Consider the following 17778-nt stretch of genomic DNA (forward strand, 5'->3'; position numbering starts at 1 on the left):
TCGTTTCAGTTGTTACTATAGTCGCGCATCCAATCGCTCGCCTGTGGCTCGTGTGGGTCCGTCGGCACCGCGAGCACCACCGGTTCGTCGGCGTCGATCGCGGCTGCGAGCCGCGACTGAATCTCGGCGGGTGTTGCCGCACGTTCAGCGCGCAGCCCGAGGCTTTCGGCGAGCGCCACGAAATCGATCGGGGCGTCCGGCCAGCCATATTCGCCTGCTTCGAGGCCGTAATTCCGGTCGGCATCGTCGCTGATAATCGCATAATCCTCGTTGACGAAGACGACGACGGTTAGGGGCACGTCCTCGGCGACAGCAGTGTGAAGTTCGTGGACACACATCATGAGCCCACCATCGCCGGTGAGCACGACCACGTCGTCGTCGGGGTTGGCAAACTGCGCGCCGATGCCCGACGGCAGGCCGGTCCCCATCGTCGCCCACGACCCCGGATTGACGTAAGAGCGTGGCCCCGCCGCCTCGAAGACGGTGAGTCCCCAGACGCGAAAGCCGCCGGCGTCGACGGTGACGATCGCCTCTCGTGGCACTGCCTCGCGGACGGCCTCGAGCGCGCTGACTGAGGGAAGCGGCGGCGAGGACGTGCGCAACTCCGCGACCCGATCACTGGTTGCCTGCCGAACCGCGCTCGCGCGCTCCACGGCATCGTCACCGGCCGCGACCGCGCGGTCGTCGAGGGCTGTCTCGAGGGCAGACAGTGCCACGGTGGCGTCGGCGACGATCCCGACGGTCGGCTCGTAGCCGGTCCCGAGGTCGTCAGGCTCGAGTGTGACGTGGACCAGCGAGTCGGGAACATCGACCGACCAGTCGCGGGTGGCGACTGCGTCGAAATCCGTCCCGACGGCCAGCGCCGCATCGGCGTCCGCGAGGCACGCGAGCAACTCGGGGGCGGCACTGCCGGCAAGCGTTCCGGCGACGTAACCGTCGGGACCGTCCGGAAGCACTCCTTTGCCTTTGTAGGTGGTGACGGCGGGCGCACCGAGTCGGTCGGCGATGCGGCGCAGTTCGTCGCTCGCGGCGGCGGCGCGAACACCGCCACCGGCGACGATCACTGGCTGTTCGGCGGCAGCCAGAACCTCGGCGGCGGCCGTGACATCGGCGTCGGCAACGCCTACGACGGACTCGCGGCTGTACGTCGCCGGCGTCGCAAGGGGGACGTCCATCGTCAAGAAATTCTTCGGGATGCCGACTCTGACCGGCCCCTTCGGCGGCGTCTCGGCGGTCGCAATAGCTTCCTCGAGGACGACAGCCGTGCTTTCAGGACGCTCGACGAGGACGTTTGTTTTGACGACGGTGTCGTAGGTATCGGGTGGCGTCTCGTGGATACCGTCGCCGCCGCGGATCTCGGGCTCGGTCTCGACTGCGAGGTGGAGTAGCGGCGTGCAGTCGTTGAACGCGTTCTTCAGCCCGTTCATCGCGTTCATGTCGCCCGGACCGGGCACGACGACTGTCGCCGCAGGCCGCCCGCTGGTTTCCGCATATCCCCACGCCTGATGGGTGACAGCCGTCTCGTGGCGGGCCATGACGAACCGGATGTCGTCCCGCGTCTCGATGGCCTCGTTCAGCGGTAGCGTCTGTGTGCCAGGCACGCCGAAGACGGTATCGACCTCGTTTTCGACCAGCCGTTCGATGACTCCTCGGCTGACGTCCATACGGTCATCTCGTCGACCGGACACTTATCTCCACACCCGACCGGGGGCGCGGGCAGTCGATTCGATCAGGCTCGAGCGCCGCCACAGAGAGACGCTATCGATCTCGTCGCGAGCAGTGCGACAGCGACCCGAGACGTCCATATCCGTCTTCGAGAAGGACATTCACCAACAATCATTATAATGTGGGGCGTGTATCGGACAGTATGGAAGACATTTTCGTCGCCAGGGTGATGTCCACGTCGATACACACGGTCACGCCGGACACGCTCGTCGAAGACGCCGCACAGGAGATGCTCGAGAACGGAATCGGGTCGGTCATCGTCGTCGACGAGGAGAACCATCTCGAGGGTATCCTGACGACGACGGACTTCGTCGAGATCGTCGCCGAACAGAAGCCGAAAGACCAGACGCCGGTCTCGAAGTACATGACGACGGCTGTCGTCACGACCACGGCCCAGGAGAGCATCCGCGACGTGGCGGACGCCATGATCGAACACGGCTTCCACCACACCCCAGTCGTCGACGAGGACGAGGGTGTAATCGGGATGATCACGACCTCGGATCTGGCAGGCTACATCTCGCGCGTGCAATCGCCAAGCCCCGCCGAATAAGCACGAGCGATCGGATCGCCACGCCGTTTTGGGTGACGGGTCATCTATCTGCGCCCGCGTTAGTCAGCGGTCGGCGTCGTCGTCATCTTCGGTCATCCAGCGCACCGTTTCGTCGAGATACTCCCGAAGCATGCGGGCCTCTGCTGGCGTCAACGCGATATCGGCGTGGCCCGTCCCGTGATCACCGACCATCGCGTCGATGCTCACGATCACGCGGTGGTCCGTCTCCGACTCCGGTCGAACCGAGACGTCGGCCCGATCGGGATAGTCACGCGGCGGGCCGATCTCGAGGTCGGTTTCACCCCGTGTCACGCCGATCTCGACGCGCTCGGATAACTCGAGATCGAACGAATCCGTCCGTTTTTCCTCGATCGGCGTCGGCTCTTCGTCGCGAGTGTCATCATCTGCCATACATAGTGATTGGCCGGCAACGGCCTTGGCTGTACTGCCGATTGCGTGTTCAGAGGACTCGAGTGACGCCCACCAAGCATCACGGCCTCACTCGACGGCGAACATCGCATCGTCGAGGTGCCAGCCGCCGCGCCAGCACTCGAGGGCGAACCAGGCGAGATAGCCAAGCACGAACAGTGTCACGAAGCCAGTGAGCAGCCACATCGTGCTCCCGACGGCGAACTGGCCCAGTCTCGAGAGCCCGAACGCACTCGAGCCGATAGCGAGGACACTGATACCGATCGCGGCAACGCGGGGCCAGCCGAGGGTTCGGCCGCCGACGGTGAGGTGCTCCCGGCGGCCGGCCAGCAGCAACGACAGGCCGACGACGGCGAGCCAGCCAGCCAACAGCAGTGTCGTCGGCTCCGTTCCGCTACCGACAGCAAAGAGAGCGGCCAGCAGCAGCGTCGCGGCCCCGCCGCCGGCGAATCCACGGCGAACGACGGTCTTCAGTCCGGTCATCTGGCAGCGGGTTGGTCGGGTTCGCAGTTAGCCGTTCTGATACGGTCACCCGATCAATCGTCGTCCGTCGGTGCCGTCACGGGCTCGACCCGTTCGCCACGCGGCCCCTCGAGATCGACCTTCGGCAGCAGATCGCGCAGGTAGCGGCCGGTGTGAGAATCCTCGCGGCGCGCGACCGTCTCCGGCGTGCCGGTGGCAACGACCTCACCGCCGTGCTCGCCGCCCTCGGGGCCGAGGTCGATGATGTGGTCGGCGTTTTTCACGAGGTCGAGTTCGTGTTCGATGACGACGACGGTGTTGCCGTTGTCGGTCAGCCGGTGGAGCACGTCGATGAGTTTGCGCTCGTCGGCCGAGTGCAGGCCCGTGGTGGGCTCGTCGAGCAGGTAGAGCGTCTCGCCCGAATCCTTCTTGCCCAGTTCCTCGGCGAGTTTGATCCGCTGGGCCTCACCGCCCGAGAGCGTCGTCGAGGGCTGGCCGAGTTTCATGTAATCGAGGCCGACGTCTTTCAGCAACTGGAGTCGGCGACGGATCTGGCTCGAGGACTCGAAGAAGTCGTACGCCTCCTCGACGGACATCTCGAGGACATCGGCGATGGTCTTGCTCTTGTAGGTGACATCGAGCGTGGCGTCGTTGTAGCGAGCGCCGCCACACTCCTCACAGGGGACGTACACGTCGGAGAGGAAGTTCATGTCGATCTTGACGGTCCCCTGGCCACCGCACTCCTCACAGCGCCCGCCCTTGACGTTAAACGAGAAGCGCCCCTTCTCGTAGCCGCGCTGTTTCGCGAGTTTGGTCTCGGCGAACAGTTCGCGGACGTAGTCGAAGACGTTGGTGTAGGTCGCGGGGTTTGACCGGGGCGTGCGGCCGATCGGCGACTGGTCGATCAGGCGGACGGTTTCGATCTCCGCGAGTCCCTCGAGATCGTCGTGGTCGCCCGGGATCACGCTCGTGTTGTCGTTCATCTCACGAGCGAGGCCCTTGTAGAGCACTTCGTGCATGAGGGTGGATTTCCCGGAGCCCGAGACACCCGTAATGGCGGTAAAGCAGCCAAGCGGGATGTCCACGTTGAGATCAGCCAGGTTGTGCTGGCGCGCGCCGCGGATCGTCAGCGCGCCGTCGGGATCGCGCCGTTCGTCAGGGACGGGAATCTGCTTGCGCCCGGAGAGGTAGTCACCGGTGATCGACTCCTCGGTTGCCTTGACCTCCTCGACGGGGCCGTTGGCGACGACCTCGCCGCCGCGCTTGCCCGGACCGGGCCCCATGTCGATGACGTTGTCCGCGCGGCGCATCGTCTCCTCGTCGTGTTCGACGACCAGCAGGGTATTCCCGAGGTCGCGCAGTTCACAGAGCGTATCGAGCAGGCGGTCGTTATCCCGCTGGTGGAGCCCGATCGAGGGCTCGTCGAGCACATAGAGGACGCCGACCAGCCCGGAGCCGATCTGGGTCGCGAGCCGGATGCGCTGGCTCTCGCCACCAGAGAGCGTCGAGGCCTCGCGATCGAGCGTGAGGTACTCGAGGCCGACCTCGGTCATGAAACCGAGTCGCGCGCGGATCTCTTTCAGGATCTCCTCGGCGATCACCTTCTCGCGCTCGGTAAGGTCGGCTTCCATCGCTTCGAAGTGCGCCAAGGCGTCGCCGATGCTCATCGCGTTGATCTCCGTGATCGCCGTGTCGTCGACCAGCACCGCCCGACTCGCGGGTTTCAGGCGCGTGCCGTCACAGGCCGGACACTCCGTGACCGACATGTAGCCCTCGATGTGTTCGCGCGTCGAGTCCGAGTCAGTCTCGATGTACCGGCGCTCCAAGTTCGGAATAACGCCCTCGAAGCGCTTTTTCTTCCGGCGGGTCCCGTTTTTCGTCTGTCGCTTGAACAGCACCTGCTCGTCGGTGCCGTAGAGAAATGCCTGCTGAATCTCGTCGTCGAGTTCCGCAAAGGGCGTCTCGAGCGAGACATCGAAGTGTGCGGCGACGGCGTCAAGCCGAGTCCGATAGTACGACCGGTTGTAGCTCCACGGCTCGAAGACGTGTTTCAGGGGCTTGGACTCGTCTTGGATGACGAGGTCCTCGTCGACTTCCTTGGTCTCACCCAGTCCTTCACACTCGGGACAGGCACCGTGGGGCGAGTTAAAAGAGAACGAGCGGGTCTCGATCTCGGGTACGTCGATCCCGCAGTGGGTACAGGCGAGATCCTTCGAGAACTCGACGACGAAGCGGTCGTCTTCCTCGACCTCGTCCCCGAGCGCGCCCGTCCGGCGGGCTTCTGCGCCGAGATCTTCGGCGACTTCCTCGGAAGCATCAGGAAGAATGACCTTCAAGACGCCGTCGGCCTCGTCGAGTGCCGTCTCGACGCTGTCGATGATCCGCGGGCGATCCTCGACCGAGACCTTCACGCGGTCGACGATCACGTCGATCGTGTGATCGAAGTTCTCGTCCAAATCCGGGTCCTCGAGCGTCAGATCGTGTTCCTCGCCGTCGATCTCGACGCGGGCATATCCTTCTGAGACGAGTTCCGCGAACAGGTCCTCGAAGGCTCCTTTCTGGTCGCGGACCACGGGTGCCGCGAGTTTGGCCTTGGTTCCCTCGGGGAGCTCGAGGATGCGCTCGACCATGTTCTGGGCCGATTGCTCGCCGACCTCGCGACCACACTCGGGGCAGTGGGGTGTGCCGACGCGAGCGTAGAGCAAGCGCAGGTAGTCGTGCAGTTCGGTGACCGTCCCGACGGTCGAGCGGGGATTGTTCGCGGCGTTTTTCTGGTCGATCGAGATCGCCGGCGAGAGGCCCTCGACAGTCTCGACCTGCGGTTTGTCCATCTGTCCGAGGAAGTTCCGCGCATACGCCGAGAGGCTCTCGATGTACCGGCGCTGCCCTTCGGCATAGACCGTCTCGAACGCCAGCGAGGACTTGCCCGACCCCGAGAGGCCAGTGACGACAGTGAACTCCTCGCGTGGGATCGTCACGTCGATGTCCTTGAGGTTGTGTTCCTCCGCCCCGCGAACGTCGATGGTGTCCTTGCTCATCGTTCGCTCACGATCGTAGACTGTCTCTCGTGTCGATACGGGTCCAGATTCATTGTATCCGAATCAGTGGCCGGACGGACTTAACGAGTCTGAAAGGCAAATAGCGTGGCCCGTGTTGGCAACTAGCGCTCGAGTTCAGCCATCTAGCAGCTGCTCGTGTGGCTCCGACTCGGAGGGGTCGGCGGTTCGTCCCTGCCACCACTGACCGATGATCGCGCCGGTTGCGAGGGCGACGACGAAGACGGCGATGGCGAGATTGAGCAGCGGCACCAGATACAGGATCTGGACGGCGAGTGCCCCGACGACGAGCGCGAGCCACGGGTTCGGCTCCGGCTCGTCACGGAGTCGGCGGAGCACGATCAGGCCAGCCACGATCATCCCGATCGTGTTGATGACGGTCAGTCCGACGGAGATACCGATCCCCACGAGTGTGGGGACAGCCTCGAGGGCTGCAGGCGCGCCGGCGTCGACGAGCAGCGCCACGACGGCTCCCAGAGCGGCGAACACGACGAACCCACCAACGAGCACGCCCAGTCCGATCACACCCACACTCACCGGATCATCGCTGAGCCGCGCTTCGATCGACCGCACGTACGAGCGATCGATGGTCAGGACGATCGCACCGATGACGAGCGTGGCGGCGACGTAGACGCCGAACGCGAGCGCTATTTCCTCGGGAGTTGTGGGACTCGCGAGGGTGTCTCTGAAACCGCGCTGTGCGGCGGCCGGCATGGGAACGAACGCCAGGAGAGCGATCGCTGCTGCAAGCGCATGACGACGGATCATGGGGACATCTCGTGCGTGCCCATTCCTAATACTGCCGGACACCAGTCCGTGACCAGCCGCTCGCGGCCGGACCAAAGTGACTTCGGCCGGCAGTCCCAAGGGACCCTATGAGCGACGACGCCGCGGACACATTCGCGGTCGACGAGGTTATCGAGTACTGCCGGACACAGGCTGGCTTGCTTTCGGGCCGCGTCGAACAGATGGGTGCAGAGGCCGACGAGCTCTTAGACGAAATCGACCAGGAGATGGCCGAACTCCGATCACGCCTCGAGGCACTGCCCGACGAGGTACCCGGGACCGAAACCCCCTCGACTGCGGAGCTCCCGGCCACCAGCGAGAGCGACGTTGCGGCGATCGAGGAGCGACAAGAAACGCTCGAGGAGAAGCAACTCCTCGTCGAGGCGAAACAGGCCCGAATGCAGGCCTTTCAGGAGTTAGCCGCCGACTACACCGACCTCGCAGAAGACCTCGCGGCGGAGACAGAAGACGGACAGGAAGCATTGACTCAGGTCCTCGAGTTCGAGGCCGACGCCGACGCGCCGGCGTACTTCGACGAGCGCGAGACACTGCTCGAAACGGCAGTTGCGTCGACGGAGACCGAGTAAGCGGACTTCCCGACCGGCTGCAACAGGGGTGTATACTTATCCGGGCCCGGCGGCCACGCTCCACCTATGGTGCTCGCTCCGAGTTCGTCGATCACGTTCGATGCCAGTGATCCGGCCACGACGGTCGCGATCGGGCGGCTGTTCGCGTACCTCGCGATGGGCGTTGCAGCAGTCGTCTTGCTCTATTATGCGCTCATCTATCTCCGTGAGGTCCTCGCGATCGAGGCAACGACCGAGCAGTGGTACCTGCTGGCCGGGATCGGCGCGGCGATCGTCTACGCCGTCGCCGGCGTCGCCTCGATACTGCTCGAGCCAGCCTGGATCGGCCGGTTCGTCGACGGCGCGATCCTCTTTTTCATCCTCTTTCTCGCGCTGTCGATCCGCGCGGTGTACTACGACCAGCCGGCCGCGGGCGATCGCTCCCCGTTGCTGCCCGCGTGGGCCGACTTCGTCGTCATCGGCAGTTTCGTCGCCGCGTGGTGGGGTTCGTTCCTGATCGAGACCGCTGCGACGCGGCTGGTCGTCGCGGTCGGCTGGGTTGTCACCTCCGCGTGGGCGGTGCTCTACGGCGTTCGCGCCGTCCGCGTCCACGAGGGGACGACCTTCGCCGCGCTGACCCGCCACCTGCTACCGGCGATCGTCTGTGTTACTGCCGTCGTGTTCGTCGACCTGCTGACGAACGTCCTGCCCGGCTACGAGGCACTCGCCGACGCCATCTGGCTCGTCGGGACGACGCTCGTCGCCGCGTTCCTCTTTACTACCGCCGTGGCGATCCGCCAGCAGGGGGGCGAACTCGAGCGCCTCTACGACTGGACGACCTGGCGCGAACAGTCGTTCGAGGAGGGGTCGCTCGAGTAGCCGACCGCGTGCACGTGCCACCCGCCAACGGCTATGTGTGTGGCCCCCGTCTATTTGGCGACGGACACCGATACGTTGACCGACGCGGGTACACCGCGGCCGATAATCCATGACACAGACACTCGAGATCAGCGACGACCTGATGGATCGACTCGAAAGCCACTGTGAGGAGGGTGAGACACCCGAAGAACTCGTCGAGGAACTCGTCGCGATGTACGAGACCGAAGGTGCGTTCCTGCAAGAAGGCTACTCCGAATAGACGGATGGGGATCGCAGATCCCATCTTCCTCGTCAACTACAAGACCTACGCCGGGACGAGCGGCGACGCCGCGCTCGCGTTCGCGGAGACCATCGAGCGGGTCCGCGACGAAACCGGCAGTCGCTTCGCCGTCGCCCCTCAGTTGCCCGACCTCCGACTCGTCGCCGAGCGGACGGCCCTGCCGATCGTCGCACAGACAGGCGTCCCACGAGCCGAAAGCGGGATGGGCGATGTCACCCTCGAGGCGGTCGCAAACGCTGGTGCTGACGCAGTCTTCGTCTCGCATCCCGAACACGAAGCGGCACTGACTGCCGTCGATCGGGCCGTCGACCGGTGTGCTGAACTCGGCCTCGAGTCGATCGTCGCCGTCGAGAGCCTGACGACGGCCCGGATGGCGCTGGCCGCCGGCCCGGATTGGCTGCTCTTCGAGCGACCGGCCGATATCGCCACCGAGGAGGGGATGGTCCGAACGCATCCCGAGCGCATCGAGGCGTTCGTCGAAGCGGTTGCCAACGAGGCTCCGGAGACGCGGACGTTCGTCGGCGGTGGTGTCCGAACCGCCGACGACGTCACCCGCGCGTTCGACTGTGGCGTCGACGCGACGGGGGCGGCCTCCGCGGCCGTCGAGGCAGACGACCGCGAGGCGTGGCTCCGGTCGATCGCGACCGCCGTCCCGTCGGCCGACTCGAGTCGCTGCGGATCGGATGTGAATGGCTGACACTCAAGTAACTGGTCCTCGTACGAATCAGTATGCACTTACTAGTCGCCCTCGAGGACTCGGACCCGGGGTGGGCGGCACTCGAGTTCGCGTGTGCGGAACACGCCGACGACGACATGACGGCCCTCCACGCCATCGACCCGACGAACAGCAGCTACGGCGAAGTCGCACACCTCGGGCCGTCGGAACTGCTCGAGCACAGACGCGAGGATGCAGAAGAACTGCTCGCCGATGCCGAAGCCAGAGCAGCGGATGAGGGGTGTTCGATCGAGACGGCAGTGGCCGTCGGCCAGCCGGCGGACGCCATCGTCGACTACGCGACAGAAAACGCGATCGATCTAATCGTCGTGGGCAGCCACGGTCGATCGGGATTCTCGCGGGTCTTACTTGGCAGCGTCGCCGAACGGGTGGCTCGACAGGCACCCGTGCCAGTGACGATCGTACGGTAACGGGCCACACAGTCGGCCGGTCGGCGCAACAGGACAAACTCATTAGGGACCACCACAGTCCCGATTACATGAACGACCGCTACGACGTAGTCATCGCCGGTGCCGGTCCCGCCGGCGCGCAATGTGCCCGCGATCTCGCCGCCCGAGGGTACGACGTCGTCGTCCTCGAGACCGAGTCTGAATCGGAGTTCCCCCGCCAGAGCAACAAGTCGACTGCGGGGACGTTCCACTCCATGATGGCCGCGTTTGGCATCCCCGACGACGTGGTGATGCAGTATACCGACAGCGTCGTCCTCGAGTCCCCCAGAGAACACTACGTCCGCGATCAGACCGGCGCAGTGCTCGAATTTGCGGATTTCAAACGCTTCCTCGTCAGCGATAGCCACGAAAAGGGTGCCGAATACCGGTTCGACGCCCGCGTCACCGCCCCGATCATGGAGGGCGGCGAAATCGTCGGTGTCACGTACAACGGCGACGAGGAGGTCTACGGCGACATCGTCATCGATGCGACGGGACCGGCCGCACCGCTCGCAAAGAAACTCGGCATCGTCGACCTCAAACGCGAGAACCACGCCATCGGGATCGAATACGAGTTCGAAGGGATCGACATCGACCGCCCTGGCTTTGCGGACCTCCACGACGCCATGATGTTGCGACTCGACCACGAAATCGCACCCGGCGGCTACTCCTGGATCTTCCACACGGGAGAAGACACCGCAAAGGTCGGTCTCTGTTACATCCAGAACGACAGCCACGAGCGCTACAACCGGAGCAATTTCACTATCGACGACTACCTCGACCACTGGCTCGAGACGGACCCGCGATTCCGGGACGCCACGCGACTCGAGGGCAAACAGCACCGCGGCTCGGCCCACATTCAGTCACCAGGAACGATGCACACCGATCGGTTCATGGCGATCGGCGACACCGTTCCGAGCCTCGATCCGCTCTGGGGCGAAGGCATCAACAAGTGTATGCAGTCCGGTCGCGCGGCCGCCGCCACTGCCGACAGTTGTCTCAAACACGACGGCGTCGAGCCGACTGCCGAGAACCTCGAAGTCTACGAGACTCTCTGGCATCGCGACGTCGCGCCGAGCGCGAAAACGCGGTTGCTGATGACGCAACTCCTCTATCTCGCACCGAACGAGCGCTATGACAAGCTCATGCGGGACCTTCAGCGACTCGACAGCGATACGCTGGCCAAGGCAAACAGTGGCAGTCCCGTTGCCATCGCGCAATTGCTCGATGTCGATGACGCACCGTTGCTCGCCCGGTTCGCGAAACAGCAGTTGAATCTCGATCTCAGCTCCCTTCTGTAGGCCGTCGACGCTGTCGGTCTCGTTCACGCGAGAAACTGCGCTTCGAATGATCGAACGCTGTCATCCGTTCCCGCGAGGATCACCTCGTCGTCGGCGTCGAAGACGAACCCTGCCGGATCGAACTCGGTGATCGTTTCATCGTCTCTGCGTACGGCGAGGACGGTACAGCCCGTCCGGGTCCGAACAGCCGCGTCGACGAGCGTCTGCCCCGCTAGCCGGCCAACGGGAAGCTTCACAACATCGATCTGCCTGTCGACGGCCAGGACCTCCTCGTCTTCGAACACGGTCGAAGCGAGCATCCGGCCGCTGACCGTCGCCAGCGACTGGACGTAGTCGGCACCGGCACGGTACAACTTCTGGACGTTCTCCGTGTCGTTCGCTCGAACGACGATCGTGACCGACGGGTTCATGTCCCGCGCGACGAGCGTCGCGAAGATAGCGGTCGTATCGTCGTCGAGGGTCACGATTATCGTCGACGCGTTGTCGATCCCCGCCTCGCGGACCGTCGTCGGGTCGCGAGCGTCGCCAACCACGTCGACCCCCTCCATCTCGTCGATATCGAGGACGGTCACGTTCGTGTTCGTCGCCGCGAGTGCAGCACCCGCTGCCGCCCCGGACTCGCCATAGCCGGCGATGATGGCGCGTTTGACTGCGAACGGCAGCACCGTCGACGTCGCCTCCGCCCGGAGTTCGTCGATCCGCTCGGGTTCCCCCGCGACGAGCAATCGCGTCTCGGTGTCGAGTTCCCGGTCGTTCGGGATCGGACTCTCGAAGGTCCCGTCGAACCACGCTCCGATCCCGTCCACACCGAACTGTTCTCGAAGCCTGATCTCGCCAGCAGTCTGTCCAGCCAGCTCGCTCCCCTCGGCGATCGACAGCTCGACCAGTTCCAGATCGTTCCCGATCTCGACCCCATCGTCGACCGCAGTCGTCACCGCCGTCGGCACCCGATGGGCGAGACTCTCACCGAGCATCTGACGGGGCGAGAGCACTTCATCTGCGCCAGCAATCCGATGATACTCGCCGAGACGCTGCTCTTCGACCAGCGTCACGATCCGCACGTCGGGATTTGCCTCCCGTGCCGAGAGAACGATACTCGCGTTCGTGTCGTCGGCCGAATCGGCTACGACCGCCGTCGCTCGCTCGATACCCGCGTTCTCGAGCACCGCCGTCGACTCCGGGTCGCCGTGGACGACCCGGTGATCGCTCTCGTGGAGTTCCGTCGCCGTCTCCTCGTCGGGTTCGACGACGACGTACTCCCGCCCGCGTGACTCGAGCTCTTCGATGAACGCCTCACCGCGAGGCGTGTACTCACAGATGATGACGTGGTCCTCGACGTCGGGGGCAGTCGTCGGAGCCGTCGTCTCGAGCGCGCGTCGGAGCCACGGGACGGCAAAGATATCGACACCGGTGAGGATCAGCCCGATTCCGGTGAGCTGGAGCACGATCACCAGCAGGTTCATCTGGAGTGTCTCCCACCCTGCGTCCTCGCCGTAGCCGGTCGTCGTGTACGTCTGGAAGACGACCTCGAGCGACCGGTACAGCGGTTGTGGACGGTTCTCGAGCGTCGCCATCCCGTAGTTGTAGAGCAGCGTGGCGACGACGGTTGTCACGGCTACCAGCAGGATGTAGTAGCCGGTTCGACGTGAGCGCCACAGTGACATACACATCCATTCGACGGCTGGCTGTTGATGGTATCGGTCGCCGACGGGTTGGCTGGAGCCGATGGCTGGCACTCGCGGCCCCGTCGCTGGATTCGTTCAGCGAGCCCGACACGAACGCCGCGACCGCCGTCGATTTATACGTTGGCACTAATCGTTTGGCAGATGCCACTGCTGGAGAACCTCGTGTTCGTCTTCGTTGCCGGCTTCATCACGGCGTTGGCGACCGGGCTCGGCGCACTCCCGTTTTTCTTCTTCGACGACATCAGCGACCGATACAACGTGGTTCTCTGGGGTGTCTCCTCTGGGATCATGCTCTCGGCGTCGACGTTCGGGCTCATCGATGAGGGGCTGGCCGAAGGGACGCCCCTCGAGATCGGGATCGGCATGGTCGCCGGCGTCGCGCTGGTCGTCGTCGCCCACGACGTCCTGATGGACGCCGAGATCGACCCGCGACAGTACGAGGAGGCCGACTTCAAGAAGCTCGTGCTCATCCTCGGGGTGTTGACCGTCCACAGCTTCCCCGAAGGCATCGCCGTCGGCGTCTCCTTTGCCGACCTCGGACTCGAGGGCGGAGCCGAGGTCCTCGGGTTTACCGTGCCACTTTTGGCGGTGTTCATGACGATCGCGATTTCGATCCACAACATCCCGGAGGGAACGGCGATTTCGATCCCGCTCCAGTCGATGAACGTCTCCGAGTGGAAGATGGTCTGGTGGGCCGTCTTCTCGAGTCTCCCTCAGCCGCTCGGGGCCGTCATCGCGTTCGGCTTCGTCAGCTACGCTCGCGAGTTCCTTCCCTACGGGTTTGGTTTCGCCGCCGGCGCGATGATCTACCTCGTTCTCACGGAGTTCATCCCGGAGGCGCTCGATATCGGTGCGCGGCTTCCAAGCGGCGGCAAGCCGGAACTCGCCGGCGGCATCGTCGTCGGCGTTCTCGTTATGGTGCCGCTGGCGTTCATCTGAGCGCTCACGACTCGCCAGGCTCGTCAGTCGTGCTGAACGAATCGGTTCGTCCGATAGTCTCCCGTTCCGGCAGGAATTTTACGCGTCTCGCCGTATGGATGGGTAGTGTTCGAGACGATTCTGATTCCGACCGACGGCAGCGACCACGCCGAGGCCGCCGCCGAGACCGGTATCGAACTCGCGACCGTCCACGACGCGACGGTCCACGTTGCCTGCGTCGCCGACACCGGCCCGCTTGGTGACCTTCGGCTCCCCGGTGACGCCACAAGTGCCGAGGACGCGATGCGCAGCCGGGCCCAAGAGCACGTCGACGCGATCGTCGACCGCGCCGAGTCGGCCGGGCTCGCGGTCACTGGCACGGTCCTCGAGGGCCCGCCGGAGGACGAACTACTCGAGTACGCCCGGGAGATCGACGCCGACGTGATCGTCATGGGCACACGCGGTCGTGGCGGCGTCCACCGGCTGGCGATGGGCAGCGTCACCGATCACGTCGTTCGGTTCGGCGAGATCCCGGTGCTGGTGGCGAACTCGGGATCGGAAGGGCATCCCGACGAGGACGCGCCGTAAGCGGTGTGTCCGACCGGCCCTACCGGGCGATCTCGTTGATCGCTTCCGTTCGGCGGCCGATCGACCAGCCGATCAGCGCGAGGCCGACGTAGATGCCGAGCGCGGGCAGGGCGTAGACACTGACGAGTCCCTCGAGCGGGACGCCGACCGCGTCGAAGGCCAACAAGAGCAGCAGCGAGACGAGCAGGACCGCGATTCCGAGGTCCGCAAAGCGCATATTGGGAAACTCCTGTCCGGCGGGCACAGCGACCACCCGTCCGAGTGCGTAGAACACGAGCGTGTACGTTGCCCAGCCAGCGCCGAGCGTCAGCACGGTCAACAGCACGTCATCGGGCAGATAGCGCGGCACGAACGACAGGTGGAGAACACCCGTCACGAGCACCGCGCTGCCCAGCAACACGACCAACAGCGGCCTGCGATCGTTACTCATTATATAAAACGACAGTCTCCCGATCCATTACTATTGTGTCATACAGCCTGCTGTACCGGGTCTCCGGTGGGACCGCAGGCCGGTGGCGGTTGCACGGAACTGACTCCAGTAGTCCGTATCACAGACGGGACAGGCAGCGATTCCGACGGGACCTTACTCGAGTACCCGCCCGTGTTCGTCGATTTCGCCGTTGACGATCCGCGTCGAGGAAATCCGTTCACCGTCGTCGGCGTAGACGTAGGGCGCGACGATCCCCGACAGCGGCTCGAGGCCGTGCGCACGCCGCTGGTCGTTGATGTCCTCGAGTTCGGGGGCCGTCTCGGGGGAGACAACCAGCGCGTCGATCGCAGGATCGGTGGCCGCGATCCCGGGTTCGGTCTCGAGTCGTCGGATTTCGACGTCGCGATCCCACTTGTCGAGGTCGCTGATCGCGTCCGTCACGGCAGCCACTCGCTCGTCGAACGATGGGATCGGTCGTGGTTCGTGGCGCGTCTCGGTCGCGAGATCGTCGCTGGTCAGCGCGACGACGACACCGTCCGCGCCGAACCGAAGCGCGTGTTCGAACAGGAACCGGTGGCCGTCGTGGAGCGGCCCGAACGTGCCGGCGACGACGACTCGCATACAGGGTTCTGCCACGAGCAGATCCATAAGCGCACTGCGACCTGCGGATCGATAGCGGTGGATCGCGATCGACAGATCAGGACTCGAGGAGCGCGGCGGTCGTCGCGATCTCAGCGAACTCGCCTGCGAGCTGGGCGAGCGCGGTGCGGTGGACCGTCTCCGCATCGAAGGTTTCGCCGTCGAGTGAGCGCTCGAATGTCGCGGTCGCGTCGCGAACGACAACGGGATCGAACCCGAGGTTCTCGGCCATCCGGGTGCTCGTCGAGACGCAATGGTCCGTCGTGAGCCCGGCAATGACAACCGTCTCGAGGCCCTGCTCGCACAGCCAGGCTTCGAGGTCCGTCCCGATGAAGGCGCTGTTGACCGATTTCGCCATCGTCGGCTCGCCCTCGATGGGAGCCGTCTCGGGTTTGAACGCGAAGCCAGGCCGGTCGCCCCGAAGCGGCGAGTCGGGTTCCGTCGAGTCGTGGCGGACGTGGACGATTGGTCGGTCAGTCTCGCGCCAGTGCTCGAGGAGCCGCGCCGCGTTCGTTTCTGCGTCGGGGTTGTTGCGCTCCCCCCAGACGGGGTCGTCGAAGCCCTGCTGGAGGTCGATCAGGACGAGGGCGGCGTTTGCGAGTCCGTCGGCCCCGCCCTCATCGTCGGTCATGGTAACTTCGCACCGGGTTTCGGATGCGTGCGGGTAATCGTGATCGGACACGTCGACGGTGCTTGCTCCTCGTCCTCCGAGAGCATATACTGGGGCCACTCGCGGTCGCCTTCGACACCCCAGTCACCGAGATCGGCGTGAGGACAGACTCCATCGTAGCCCTCGAGGCGATCCTGAATCACGTCGCGAGCGTGCTGGCCGGCCTCGGTGTCGGCTGTCACGTCGAGGTTCTCGAACAGCGCGCGGGGCTGGAACGTGATCTCGAGGCCGATCGGACAGTACCGGCTCTTGCGTGTCTCATAGAATGGGGCCCGACAGGTCGGGAACATGGGCTCACCGCCGAGACAGAACTCCCAGTAGGGATCGTCGGGATCAGTTGGGATGTCCTCGGGCCACGGCTCAGGATCGTGGCAGTGCAGCGTCTGGAGGATGTGCCACAGCGTCTCGTGATACTCCGCCTCCGAGAGCGGTTCTTCGGGCGGTTTGAAGAAGGTAACCAGCGAGGCGCGCTCCGAGTGATCCTCGAAGATCTCGAGGTACTCGAGGATGCGATCGCGCAGGCCCAAGAGCGCATCCGCGTCGCTCATCGAGGGGACCGCAGTGTAGATCGGCTCGCCGTTCTGGACGGATTCAGCGCCGAAAAAGCAGGGGAACGGCGTCTCGTTTCGCTCGCCGAGCAGTCCGTCGCGAAACGAGTGCCAGTGATCAGCGACCCACTCCGGCGTTTCTCCGGCCTGCACGCGCTGATCGAGCGTTTCCTGGTCCATCAGCGACTGGATGCCCGGTTCGTTCATCGTGTCTCTCTCTTCGACCTCACGAAAATGTAGTTTCTGCTTCCGCCGGTCGGAGTAGCAACGAATACTTCTGATTTCCCGTTCTCGCAGCTCGGAACACGATGTCTTTTCTCCGATTAGACGCGGGGAAACGGGACAAATAGCGACCGTCATGGTGCTTGTTCGCTCGCGCGCGCTACGACGAGCTTGTGGTCGTCTCCTTCGACGCGCCGGTTGCAAGCGTGCTCCGTCGCGCCGCGGCCGGAACGCACCGGCGTCGGGAACCGTCGATTCGACGACGGGTATCAGCGCTGGGTCGTTCCACGCCGGGCGACACGCTCGATACTGTCGCCCTCCGTCACGACGCCGTCCTCGAGGAGCCGCGCTCGAAGCCCACCCCGATGAACCAGCGCCTCGCGGATCCCCTCTTTTTCGAGGTGGCGCTCGAGGTACGAACACGGCTCGCAGAGTTCGATCCCTTCGCAGACAACCTCGCCGACCCGAAACCGCTCGCCGACCAGATGGTTGAGAGCGATCCCCGCAGTTGTGAGATTCCGACGATGAACGCCGGACTCGAGGTCGATCCCGTAGTCGCGTTCGACCGCCGCGAGCGCTTCAGCCTCGATGAGCGTGAGGTCGCTGCCCTCGCGGTCGGCGAACGTCCCCTCGGTGGCGTAGTAGCGATCGCCCTCGAGCCCTCGCTGGGCAACTGCAGTCACTTGCTCGACGCGTTCCATCGGTGCGCCCTGTTCCGACGCGATGTGGATCGCCCGGATCGTTCCCGTCGCTGTCATGGGTTGGACGAGGGCCGCGACCGAGGAATATCGATCGCTCTCCTGTCGCCCGGTTCATACGGACTCCTGTCAGTCAGTGCCGGTGGGCCCGCGACCCGCACTGCGGGCCCACCGGGACATCG

General features: G+C 64.6%; 20 protein-coding genes. 9 read left to right on the top strand and 11 right to left on the bottom strand.

Features of this window, described 5'->3' with window-relative positions; translation table 11 throughout:
• Nucleotides 1-5 precede the first annotated feature (5 nt).
• A complete protein-coding gene (locus tag BSG09_RS03520) occupies nucleotides 6-1664 on the bottom strand; it encodes a thiamine pyrophosphate-binding protein (protein WP_092930213.1) in 1659 nt (552 codons plus the stop codon).
• 203 nt (nucleotides 1665-1867) lie between these two features.
• Between BSG09_RS03520 and BSG09_RS03525 the strand changes: the two genes are divergently transcribed.
• A complete protein-coding gene (locus BSG09_RS03525) occupies nucleotides 1868-2275 on the top strand; it encodes a CBS domain-containing protein (protein WP_092930216.1) in 408 nt (135 codons plus the stop codon).
• Between the two features lie 63 nt (nucleotides 2276-2338).
• On the opposite strand, the gene BSG09_RS03530 is transcribed toward BSG09_RS03525, so the two are convergent.
• The 4 genes from BSG09_RS03530 to BSG09_RS03545 all read right to left on the bottom strand — a co-directional run bounded on the left by BSG09_RS03530 (nucleotide 2339) and on the right by BSG09_RS03545 (nucleotide 6990).
• The gene (locus tag BSG09_RS03530) at nucleotides 2339-2686 is read right to left on the bottom strand and encodes a hypothetical protein (RefSeq protein ID WP_092930219.1); all 348 of its coding nucleotides are present in this window, start codon (nucleotides 2684-2686) and stop codon (nucleotides 2339-2341) included.
• An 87-nt stretch (nucleotides 2687-2773) separates the two neighbouring features.
• Nucleotides 2774-3187 (bottom strand): hypothetical protein, encoded by a 414-nt coding sequence (locus tag BSG09_RS03535; RefSeq protein WP_092930222.1) that lies wholly within the window; start codon nucleotides 3185-3187, stop codon nucleotides 2774-2776.
• Between the two features lie 53 nt (nucleotides 3188-3240).
• The gene (gene uvrA, locus BSG09_RS03540) at nucleotides 3241-6204 is read right to left on the bottom strand and encodes an excinuclease ABC subunit UvrA (protein WP_092930225.1); all 2964 of its coding nucleotides are present in this window, start codon (nucleotides 6202-6204) and stop codon (nucleotides 3241-3243) included.
• Nucleotides 6205-6339: 135 nt separating this feature from the next.
• Nucleotides 6340-6990, bottom strand: a complete 651-nt coding sequence (locus BSG09_RS03545; protein WP_092930228.1) for a hypothetical protein — start codon at nucleotides 6988-6990, stop codon at nucleotides 6340-6342.
• A 107-nt stretch (nucleotides 6991-7097) separates the two neighbouring features.
• On the opposite strand from BSG09_RS03545, the gene BSG09_RS03550 reads away from it, so the two are divergent.
• The 6 genes from BSG09_RS03550 to BSG09_RS03570 all read left to right on the top strand — a co-directional run bounded on the left by BSG09_RS03550 (nucleotide 7098) and on the right by BSG09_RS03570 (nucleotide 11198).
• Nucleotides 7098-7595 (top strand): hypothetical protein, encoded by a 498-nt coding sequence (locus BSG09_RS03550; protein WP_092930231.1) that lies wholly within the window; start codon nucleotides 7098-7100, stop codon nucleotides 7593-7595.
• 66 nt (nucleotides 7596-7661) lie between these two features.
• The gene (locus BSG09_RS03555) at nucleotides 7662-8453 is read left to right on the top strand and encodes a hypothetical protein (RefSeq protein WP_092930233.1); all 792 of its coding nucleotides are present in this window, start codon (nucleotides 7662-7664) and stop codon (nucleotides 8451-8453) included.
• A 109-nt stretch (nucleotides 8454-8562) separates the two neighbouring features.
• Complete coding sequence (locus tag BSG09_RS20630; RefSeq protein WP_165396894.1) at nucleotides 8563-8712, top strand: DUF7557 family protein; 150 nt, start codon at nucleotides 8563-8565, stop codon at nucleotides 8710-8712.
• 4 nt (nucleotides 8713-8716) lie between these two features.
• On the top strand, nucleotides 8717-9430 hold the full coding sequence (locus BSG09_RS03560) for a triose-phosphate isomerase (RefSeq protein WP_092930237.1): 714 nt from the start codon (nucleotides 8717-8719) through the stop codon (nucleotides 9428-9430).
• Between the two features lie 32 nt (nucleotides 9431-9462).
• Entirely contained in the window at nucleotides 9463-9879 is a 417-nt protein-coding gene (locus BSG09_RS03565; protein WP_092930240.1) for a universal stress protein, read from the top strand.
• A 68-nt stretch (nucleotides 9880-9947) separates the two neighbouring features.
• Nucleotides 9948-11198 (top strand): digeranylgeranylglycerophospholipid reductase, encoded by a 1251-nt coding sequence (locus tag BSG09_RS03570; protein ID WP_092930243.1) that lies wholly within the window; start codon nucleotides 9948-9950, stop codon nucleotides 11196-11198.
• A gap of 23 nt (nucleotides 11199-11221) precedes the next feature.
• Here BSG09_RS03570 and BSG09_RS03575 read toward each other — a convergent pair whose 3' ends face one another.
• On the bottom strand, nucleotides 11222-12862 hold the full coding sequence (locus BSG09_RS03575; RefSeq protein WP_092930732.1) for a potassium channel family protein: 1641 nt from the start codon (nucleotides 12860-12862) through the stop codon (nucleotides 11222-11224).
• Between the two features lie 162 nt (nucleotides 12863-13024).
• Between BSG09_RS03575 and BSG09_RS03580 the strand changes: the two genes are divergently transcribed.
• Both BSG09_RS03580 and BSG09_RS03585 read left to right on the top strand, forming a co-directional pair.
• A complete protein-coding gene (locus tag BSG09_RS03580) occupies nucleotides 13025-13822 on the top strand; it encodes a ZIP family metal transporter (RefSeq protein ID WP_092930247.1) in 798 nt (265 codons plus the stop codon).
• Nucleotides 13823-13927: 105 nt separating this feature from the next.
• The gene (locus BSG09_RS03585; RefSeq protein ID WP_092930250.1) at nucleotides 13928-14389 is read left to right on the top strand and encodes a universal stress protein; all 462 of its coding nucleotides are present in this window, start codon (nucleotides 13928-13930) and stop codon (nucleotides 14387-14389) included.
• Nucleotides 14390-14408: 19 nt separating this feature from the next.
• On the opposite strand, the gene BSG09_RS03590 is transcribed toward BSG09_RS03585, so the two are convergent.
• The 5 genes from BSG09_RS03590 to BSG09_RS03610 all read right to left on the bottom strand — a co-directional run bounded on the left by BSG09_RS03590 (nucleotide 14409) and on the right by BSG09_RS03610 (nucleotide 17656).
• Nucleotides 14409-14819, bottom strand: a complete 411-nt coding sequence (locus BSG09_RS03590) for a hypothetical protein (RefSeq protein ID WP_092930253.1) — start codon at nucleotides 14817-14819, stop codon at nucleotides 14409-14411.
• A 153-nt stretch (nucleotides 14820-14972) separates the two neighbouring features.
• Entirely contained in the window at nucleotides 14973-15440 is a 468-nt protein-coding gene (locus BSG09_RS03595; protein WP_092930734.1) for a phosphopantetheine adenylyltransferase, read from the bottom strand.
• Nucleotides 15441-15516: 76 nt separating this feature from the next.
• Nucleotides 15517-16089, bottom strand: a complete 573-nt coding sequence (locus BSG09_RS03600; RefSeq protein ID WP_092930256.1) for a cysteine hydrolase family protein — start codon at nucleotides 16087-16089, stop codon at nucleotides 15517-15519.
• Complete coding sequence (locus BSG09_RS03605; RefSeq protein ID WP_092930259.1) at nucleotides 16086-16883, bottom strand: YqcI/YcgG family protein; 798 nt, start codon at nucleotides 16881-16883, stop codon at nucleotides 16086-16088. The genes BSG09_RS03600 and BSG09_RS03605 overlap by 4 nt, the downstream gene beginning before the upstream one ends.
• 284 nt (nucleotides 16884-17167) lie before the next feature.
• A complete protein-coding gene (locus BSG09_RS03610) occupies nucleotides 17168-17656 on the bottom strand; it encodes an MOSC domain-containing protein (RefSeq protein ID WP_092930262.1) in 489 nt (162 codons plus the stop codon).
• Nucleotides 17657-17778: the final 122 nt, after the last annotated feature.

This window comes from Natrinema hispanicum (genome assembly GCF_900111485.1).
In the GTDB taxonomy this organism is placed as follows: domain Archaea; phylum Halobacteriota; class Halobacteria; order Halobacteriales; family Natrialbaceae; genus Natrinema; species Natrinema hispanicum_A.

Coding starts and splice junctions, on each gene's coding strand:
- BSG09_RS03520 (WP_092930213.1), bottom strand. CDS start 1,664: ATGGACGTCAGCCGAGGAGTCATCGAACGGCTGGTCGAAAACGAGGTC.
- BSG09_RS03525 (WP_092930216.1), top strand. CDS start 1,868: ATGGAAGACATTTTCGTCGCCAGGGTGATGTCCACGTCGATACACACG.
- BSG09_RS03530 (WP_092930219.1), bottom strand. CDS start 2,686: ATGGCAGATGATGACACTCGCGACGAAGAGCCGACGCCGATCGAGGAA.
- BSG09_RS03535 (WP_092930222.1), bottom strand. CDS start 3,187: ATGACCGGACTGAAGACCGTCGTTCGCCGTGGATTCGCCGGCGGCGGG.
- uvrA (WP_092930225.1), bottom strand. CDS start 6,204: ATGAGCAAGGACACCATCGACGTTCGCGGGGCGGAGGAACACAACCTC.
- BSG09_RS03545 (WP_092930228.1), bottom strand. CDS start 6,990: ATGATCCGTCGTCATGCGCTTGCAGCAGCGATCGCTCTCCTGGCGTTC.
- BSG09_RS03550 (WP_092930231.1), top strand. CDS start 7,098: ATGAGCGACGACGCCGCGGACACATTCGCGGTCGACGAGGTTATCGAG.
- BSG09_RS03555 (WP_092930233.1), top strand. CDS start 7,662: ATGGTGCTCGCTCCGAGTTCGTCGATCACGTTCGATGCCAGTGATCCG.
- BSG09_RS20630 (WP_165396894.1), top strand. CDS start 8,563: ATGACACAGACACTCGAGATCAGCGACGACCTGATGGATCGACTCGAA.
- BSG09_RS03560 (WP_092930237.1), top strand. CDS start 8,717: ATGGGGATCGCAGATCCCATCTTCCTCGTCAACTACAAGACCTACGCC.
- BSG09_RS03565 (WP_092930240.1), top strand. CDS start 9,463: ATGCACTTACTAGTCGCCCTCGAGGACTCGGACCCGGGGTGGGCGGCA.
- BSG09_RS03570 (WP_092930243.1), top strand. CDS start 9,948: ATGAACGACCGCTACGACGTAGTCATCGCCGGTGCCGGTCCCGCCGGC.
- BSG09_RS03575 (WP_092930732.1), bottom strand. CDS start 12,862: ATGTCACTGTGGCGCTCACGTCGAACCGGCTACTACATCCTGCTGGTA.
- BSG09_RS03580 (WP_092930247.1), top strand. CDS start 13,025: ATGCCACTGCTGGAGAACCTCGTGTTCGTCTTCGTTGCCGGCTTCATC.
- BSG09_RS03590 (WP_092930253.1), bottom strand. CDS start 14,819: ATGAGTAACGATCGCAGGCCGCTGTTGGTCGTGTTGCTGGGCAGCGCG.
- BSG09_RS03595 (WP_092930734.1), bottom strand. CDS start 15,440: ATGCGAGTCGTCGTCGCCGGCACGTTCGGGCCGCTCCACGACGGCCAC.
- BSG09_RS03600 (WP_092930256.1), bottom strand. CDS start 16,089: ATGACCGACGATGAGGGCGGGGCCGACGGACTCGCAAACGCCGCCCTC.
- BSG09_RS03605 (WP_092930259.1), bottom strand. CDS start 16,883: ATGAACGAACCGGGCATCCAGTCGCTGATGGACCAGGAAACGCTCGAT.
- BSG09_RS03610 (WP_092930262.1), bottom strand. CDS start 17,656: ATGACAGCGACGGGAACGATCCGGGCGATCCACATCGCGTCGGAACAG.